Here is a 5669-nt window from a genome sequence, read left to right as displayed (position 1 = left end):
CTCGCCGCCGACATGGCGCTCACCTCCGAGGCCGTCGCGCACGGGCTCGCCGCCGTCTCGCTGCGCTACTTCAACGTCGCCGGCGCGCACCTCGACGGTGACGTCTCGCTGGGTGAACGCCACGACCCGGAAACGCACCTGATCCCGATCGCGCTGGAGGTCGCCGCCGGTCGGCGGGAGAAGCTCCAGCTCTTCGGCGACGACTACCCGACCGTCGACGGCACCTGCGTCCGCGACTACATCCACGTCGCCGACCTCGCCCGGGCACACCTGCTGGCGCTGGACGCCGCCACCGCCGGCCAGCACCGCATCTACAACCTCGGCAACGGCAACGGCTTCAGCAACCGCCAGGTGGTCGACGTGGTCCGCGAGGTCACCGGGCGACCCGTGCCGGTCGAGGTGGCGCCACGCCGCGAGGGCGACCCCGCCGAGTTGGTCGCCTCCTCCGCGCTGGCCCACGACGAGCTGGGCTGGACGCCCCAGAAGCCGACCCTGCACGACATGGTCGGCGACGCCTGGGCCTTCTACGGCAAGCACATCCTGGGGCAGTCATGACCAACCCGAACGGCGACGTCGTCGCACGGGCCGCCGAGGGTTTCACCAACCAGTACGGCGGCGACGCGGCCGGCCGCTGGGCGGCTCCCGGCCGGGTCAACCTGATCGGCGAGCACACCGACTACAACGAGGGGTTCGTGCTGCCCTTCGCCCTGCCGCTGCGGACGGTGGTCGCCGCCGACCGGCAGGACGGCGAGCAGTGGACCGTCTGGTCCGAGCTGTCCGACGAGACCATCACCTTCGGCGCGGACGACGTCGCCGAGCCAGGTCGGGTGACCGGCTGGGGCGCGTACGTCGCCGGGGTGGTCTGGGCGCTCCGCGAGGCAGGCCACCAGGTGCCGGGCGCCCGGCTGGCGATCGCCTCCGACGTGCCACTGGGCGCCGGGCTCTCCTCCTCGGCCGCACTGGAGTCTGCAGTGCTGGCCGCCCTGCTCGACCTCGGTGGGCTGGAGCTGTCCCCGGAGCGGCAGCCCCGGTTGGCGCAGCGGGCGGAGAACGTCTACGTCGGTGCGCCGACCGGCATCATGGACCAGTCCGCCGCGATCCGCTGCCGCGCCGGGCACGCCCTCTTCCTGGACTGCCGGGACGAGTCGGTCGAGCACATCCCGTTCGACCTGGACGCCGCCAGGCTGGCGGTCCTGGTCATCGACAGTCGAGCGCCACATCGGCACGCCGACGGCGAGTACGCTGCCCGCCGCCGCTCCTGCGAGGCCGGGGCGAGCGCCCTCGGCGTCGCCGCGCTGCGAGACGTCGGCGTCGACCAGCTCGACGCCGCGCTGGCACAACTCGACGACGACGAGACCAGGCGACGGGTCCGGCACGTGGTGACCGAGGACCAGCGTGTGCTGGACACTGTGGCGCTGCTCCGCGCCGCCCGGGTCCGTGACATCGGACCGCTGCTCACGGCCTCACACGTCTCGATGCGCGACGACTTCGAGATCACCGTGCCGGAGATCGACACCGCTGTCGAGGCGGCGTTGGCGGCTGGCGCGTTGGGTGCCCGGATGACCGGTGGCGGCTTCGGAGGCTGTGTCCTCGCCCTCGTCGAGGCGGACCGCGCCGACGAGGTCGCCGCCGCCGTCAAGGCCGCGTACGCCGAACGAGGCTTCACCACCCCCGGCACCGTGACGGTCCTACCGTCCCCCGGTGCCACCCGCCTCCCCTGACCCACTGCAGGTGATCAAGAGGTTTGCGTCAGTCCGGGCTCGGATTTTGACGCAAACCTCTTGATCACCGGACGAGCCGGGGGCCGGGAACCCCAGGGTTGGGGTGGTCAGCTGGCTTCGACGATCATCGCGGCGCCCACCGTGCGGTTGGTGGTCTCGTCGATGATGACGAAGCCTCCGGTGGTGCGGTTGCGCCGATACTCGTCGGCCAGCAGCGGCACCGTCGTCCGCAGCCGCACCCGACCGATCTCGTTGAGCCGCAGCTCGTCGGCCGACTCGTCGCGGTGCAGCGAGTTGATGTCCAACCGGTAGTGCAGCCCACGTACGATCGCCCGCGCCGAGCGGGTGGTGTGCTTGATCGCGTACCGGCCGCCGACCCGAAGCGGGGCCGTCTCGTCCATCCAGCAGACCATCGCCTCGATGTCCTGGGCGACCGCCGGTGCGTTGTTCGGGCGGCAGATCAGGTCACCCCGGGAGATGTCGATCTCGTCGGCCAGTCGTACCGTCACGGACATCGGCGGAAACGCCTCCGCGACCGGACCGTCGGCGGTCTCCACGGCGGCGATCCGGCTGGTGAAGCCGGACGGCAGCACCATCACCTCGTCACCCGGCTTGAGCACTCCGGAGGCGACCTGGCCGGCGTAGCCGCGGTAGTCGGTCACCGTGGTGGACTGCGGACGGATCACGTACTGCACCGGGAACCGGACGTCGACCAGATTGCGGTCGCTGGCGATGTGCACCCGCTCCAGGTGGTGCAGCAGCGACGGGCCCTCGTACCACGGCATGTTCTCCGACCGGGCGACGATGTTGTCACCGCGCAGTGCGGAGATCGGCACCACGGTCAGGTCCGGTACGTCGAGCTTCGCGGCGAACGCTGTGAACTCGTCGGCGATCTGCTCGTAGACCTCCTGCGACCAGTCCACCAGGTCCATCTTGTTGACACAGAGGACCAGGTGCGGCACCCGCAGCAGGGAGCACAGGAAAGCGTGCCGGCGGGACTGTTCGACCAGGCCCTTACGCGCGTCCACCAGGATCAGCGCCAGGTCGGCGGTGGACGCCCCGGTCACCATGTTGCGGGTGTACTGGATGTGCCCAGGGGTGTCGGCGATGATGAACTTGCGCCGCGGGGTGGCGAAGTAGCGGTACGCCACGTCGATGGTGATGCCCTGCTCCCGCTCGGCGCGCAGGCCGTCGGTGAGCAGCGCCAGGTTGGTGTACTCGTCACCGCGGGCGGCGCTGACCGCCTCCACCGCCGCCAACTGGTCGGTGAAGAGCGACTTGGTGTCGTAGAGCAGCCGACCGATCAGGGTCGACTTCCCGTCGTCCACGCTGCCGGCGGTGGCGAACCGCAGCAGGTCCATCGACCGCGTCTCGCTGGTCGGGGCCATGGTCTCGGTGGTCATCAGAAGTAGCCCTCCCGCTTACGGTCCTCCATGGCGGCCTCGCTGACCCGGTCGTCACCGCGGGTCGCGCCGCGCTCGGTGATCCGGGTGGCCGCCACCTCCTCGATGACCTTCTCCACGGTGTCCGCGTCGGAACGGACCGCGGCGGTGCAGGAGGCGTCGCCGACGGTGCGCCACCGCGCCGAGCGCGGACTGGCTCGCAGTCGCCGCCGGACGCAAGGGCGGCCTACCGGAGGCCGCCCGGCACGTGCTCACCGCCGTGGACCAGGTCCGCTTCGCCCACGTGTACGTCGGCGACACGCTGGTGGCTGTCGGCCGGGGCACGGTGACCGGCCAGGGGCGCTGGTTGGGCCTCAGCCTGATCGAGGTGGTGCCGGCGGCACGCCGACAGGGCCTGGCCCGTCGGGTGATCCACGAGCTGACCACCTGGGGCATGTCGGCCGGCGCGACACACGCATTCCTCCAGGTCGAGCAGCACAACACGGCGGCGGTCACGCTCTACCGGCAGCTCGGCTTCACCACCCACCACACCTACCTGACCCGGGTCGCCCCGCACTGACCCCGGTCGCCGCGCACTGACCCCGACTGCTCGGCCTCGGCCCGCCCGGCCGCGCCCGGCACCCGCTCTCGGCGGTGATCCACTCGCGTTCAAGGAAACCGGGCCATCCGATGCGGCCTGACCCCGCGACTTCCTGAAACCCGAGTCGATCACCGCCAGCACGCCGGCCGAGGCACGCCGGCCGGGAGCACGCGGGCCGAGGGCGACGCTGCCGGGTCAGCGGCGGACGACCCGGCGGGGCTTGGCGGCCTTCACCTCGGCGTACCGCTTGAGCTGCTGCGAGCGGTAGTCGCGCCCGAGCGCGGTGAGCACCAGGTAGCCGACCAGCAACCCTGCGCCGGTGGCGAGCAGGTAGAGCCAGATCTGGGCGAAGAACGTCGGCGCGCCGCCAGCGAAGGGGTTGTGACCGATCAGCAGGGGCCCGACCAGCACGGTCAACACCATCGCCACCGGCACCACGAGGGCCATGTCGGCGGCCCAGCCCGCCAGCGGCCGACGACCACCCCAGCGGAAGGCGACCACCGCCAGGATCAGCCCGATCACCGCGAACATCGCCAACGACACCCGGTCGGCGGCGGTGTCGTCGCCCTCGAAGCCGAACCGGATGATCAGCCGGGCGATCACGTTCACCGCGAACAGGGCCGCAACGAGCACCCCGATGTCACGCCACCGCTTGTCCATCGCCGGACCTCCCGCCGTACGCCCCGTCGCGGGGCCCCCATCTCTGGCAGGAATATCTACCACTCCTACCTGGGTGACGTCATCAGCCGCCGAGCGTGTGTGTCGGGGCGAGGATCTGCCGGAAGCCCATCACCGCGAAGGTCATCGCGCCGGCCACGATCATGGCCAGGCCGACCCAGTTGTCTCCGGCCAGCAGCAGGTCGCCCTCGCTGGTCCGGACAGCGGCCACGGCCATCAGCGCGAACCAGGGCACCGCCGGCAACGCCACCGCCCACCTGCGGCCGACCGCTTCGTACGCGAACCAGCTCAGCACGATGTTGGCGCCGACGGCGATGAGTGCCGAGACGCCGATCAGGTAACCACCGACGCGGACCGTGGCGAGCAGCAACTCCAGCACCCCGGTCAGCACCCCGGCGACCACCACGATGATCGCGCCGGCCACCCGCACGCCGATGTCCAGCAGGCGCGGCGGCGGCCCCGCCGGAGGCGGGGCGGTCTGGTCGTCCACGACCGTCATCGACGCGGCGGGCGAGGTCACCGGAGACCGGCCGCCGCGACCGGAGACCGGTCCGGGGCGGTCTCCTCGGGCAGCCCGGCGAAGAGGTCGTCCTCCCAGCCGTACGGCCCGGCGCCCGGGCCCTTCTCGCCCACGGCGAGGGTGAAGTACTCCACGCCCATGAACTCGCCACCGAAGTTGCCGGCGATCGAGTAGAGCCAGGAGTTGGCCGGAATCTGGGTGGCGTGCGCCCGCATCGCGGCTTCCTTGGCCAGGTGCTGGTCGGTGCCGTCGATCTGGGCGGCGATCTCGGCGTCCGGGGTGCCGAAGGGCAGGTCGGCGATGTCCTCGATGCCGCCGAACGGGTTGTCGGAGGATTCCGCGAACTGCGTCATCCCGGCCTCCAGCACGCTGAGCGGCATCGCCGTCCAGTAGACCTTGAGCGGGGCGCAGCCCTCGGCGGCGGCCAACTCGACGGCGCGCATCGCCACCCGGTGCGCCTGGATGTGGTCGGGGTGGCCGTAGAAGCCGTTCGGGTCGTACGTGACGAGCACCTGCGGGCGTACCTCCCGCATGATCTCGACCAGGTGCCCCGCGGCCTCGTCGAGGTCGGCCTGCCAGAAGGCGCGGGGGTGCTCGTTGGTCGCGAGCCCCATCATCCCCGAGTCGCGGTAGCGGCCGGCGCCGCCGAGGAAGCGGTGGTCACTGACGCCGAGGGCGGCGCACGCGGCGGTCAGCTCGGCGATCCGGTACCCGCCGAGCTGGTCGGCCTCGGCGGCGACGAGCTGGGACAGCGCGGGGACGTGCAC

At 71.6% G+C, this 5669-nt stretch carries 6 protein-coding genes and 2 pseudogenes; 3 read left to right on the top strand and 5 right to left on the bottom strand.

The genetic code is table 11. The features are described from left to right. Positions 1-555, top strand: a 555-nt coding sequence (locus tag ACWCO3_RS30430) for an NAD-dependent epimerase/dehydratase family protein (protein ID WP_450013313.1), incomplete at its 5' end; no start/stop codon positions are given. Further along, positions 552-1721 (top strand): galactokinase, encoded by a 1170-nt coding sequence (gene galK / locus ACWCO3_RS30425; protein ID WP_357930889.1) that lies wholly within the window; start codon positions 552-554, stop codon positions 1719-1721. The genes ACWCO3_RS30430 and galK, both read left to right, overlap by 4 nt. Before the next feature lie 107 nt (positions 1722-1828). Here galK and ACWCO3_RS30420 read toward each other — a convergent pair whose 3' ends face one another. Both ACWCO3_RS30420 and ACWCO3_RS30415 read right to left on the bottom strand, forming a co-directional pair. Continuing rightward, positions 1829-3124 (bottom strand): sulfate adenylyltransferase subunit 1, encoded by a 1296-nt coding sequence (locus ACWCO3_RS30420; protein ID WP_145786232.1) that lies wholly within the window; start codon positions 3122-3124, stop codon positions 1829-1831. Beyond that, a pseudogene (locus tag ACWCO3_RS30415) lies at positions 3124-3303 on the bottom strand (sulfate adenylyltransferase subunit CysD); the annotation flags it as partial. The gene ACWCO3_RS30420 and the pseudogene ACWCO3_RS30415, both read right to left, overlap by 1 nt. Between ACWCO3_RS30415 and ACWCO3_RS30410 the strand changes: the two are divergent. Continuing rightward, a pseudogene (locus ACWCO3_RS30410) lies at positions 3300-3683 on the top strand (GNAT family N-acetyltransferase); the annotation flags it as partial. The pseudogenes ACWCO3_RS30415 and ACWCO3_RS30410 overlap by 4 nt on opposite strands. Positions 3684-3899: 216 nt before the next feature. Here ACWCO3_RS30410 and ACWCO3_RS30405 read toward each other — a convergent pair. The 3 genes from ACWCO3_RS30405 to mshB form a co-directional block, all read right to left on the bottom strand. After that, positions 3900-4364 (bottom strand): hypothetical protein, encoded by a 465-nt coding sequence (locus ACWCO3_RS30405; RefSeq protein WP_145779056.1) that lies wholly within the window; start codon positions 4362-4364, stop codon positions 3900-3902. Between the two features lie 82 nt (positions 4365-4446). After that, on the bottom strand, positions 4447-4881 hold the full coding sequence (locus ACWCO3_RS30400) for a hypothetical protein (protein WP_450013310.1): 435 nt from the start codon (positions 4879-4881) through the stop codon (positions 4447-4449). A 17-nt stretch (positions 4882-4898) separates the two neighbouring features. Continuing rightward, positions 4899-5669: N-acetyl-1-D-myo-inositol-2-amino-2-deoxy-alpha-D-glucopyranoside deacetylase (gene mshB, locus ACWCO3_RS30395; protein WP_450013308.1), on the bottom strand; the 771-nt coding region annotated here is incomplete at its 5' end.

Source organism: Micromonospora sp. NPDC002411 (assembly GCF_053592955.1).
The sequence above is the reverse complement of the archived record's forward strand: the minus strand, read 5'-3'. Positions and strand labels throughout refer to the sequence as shown.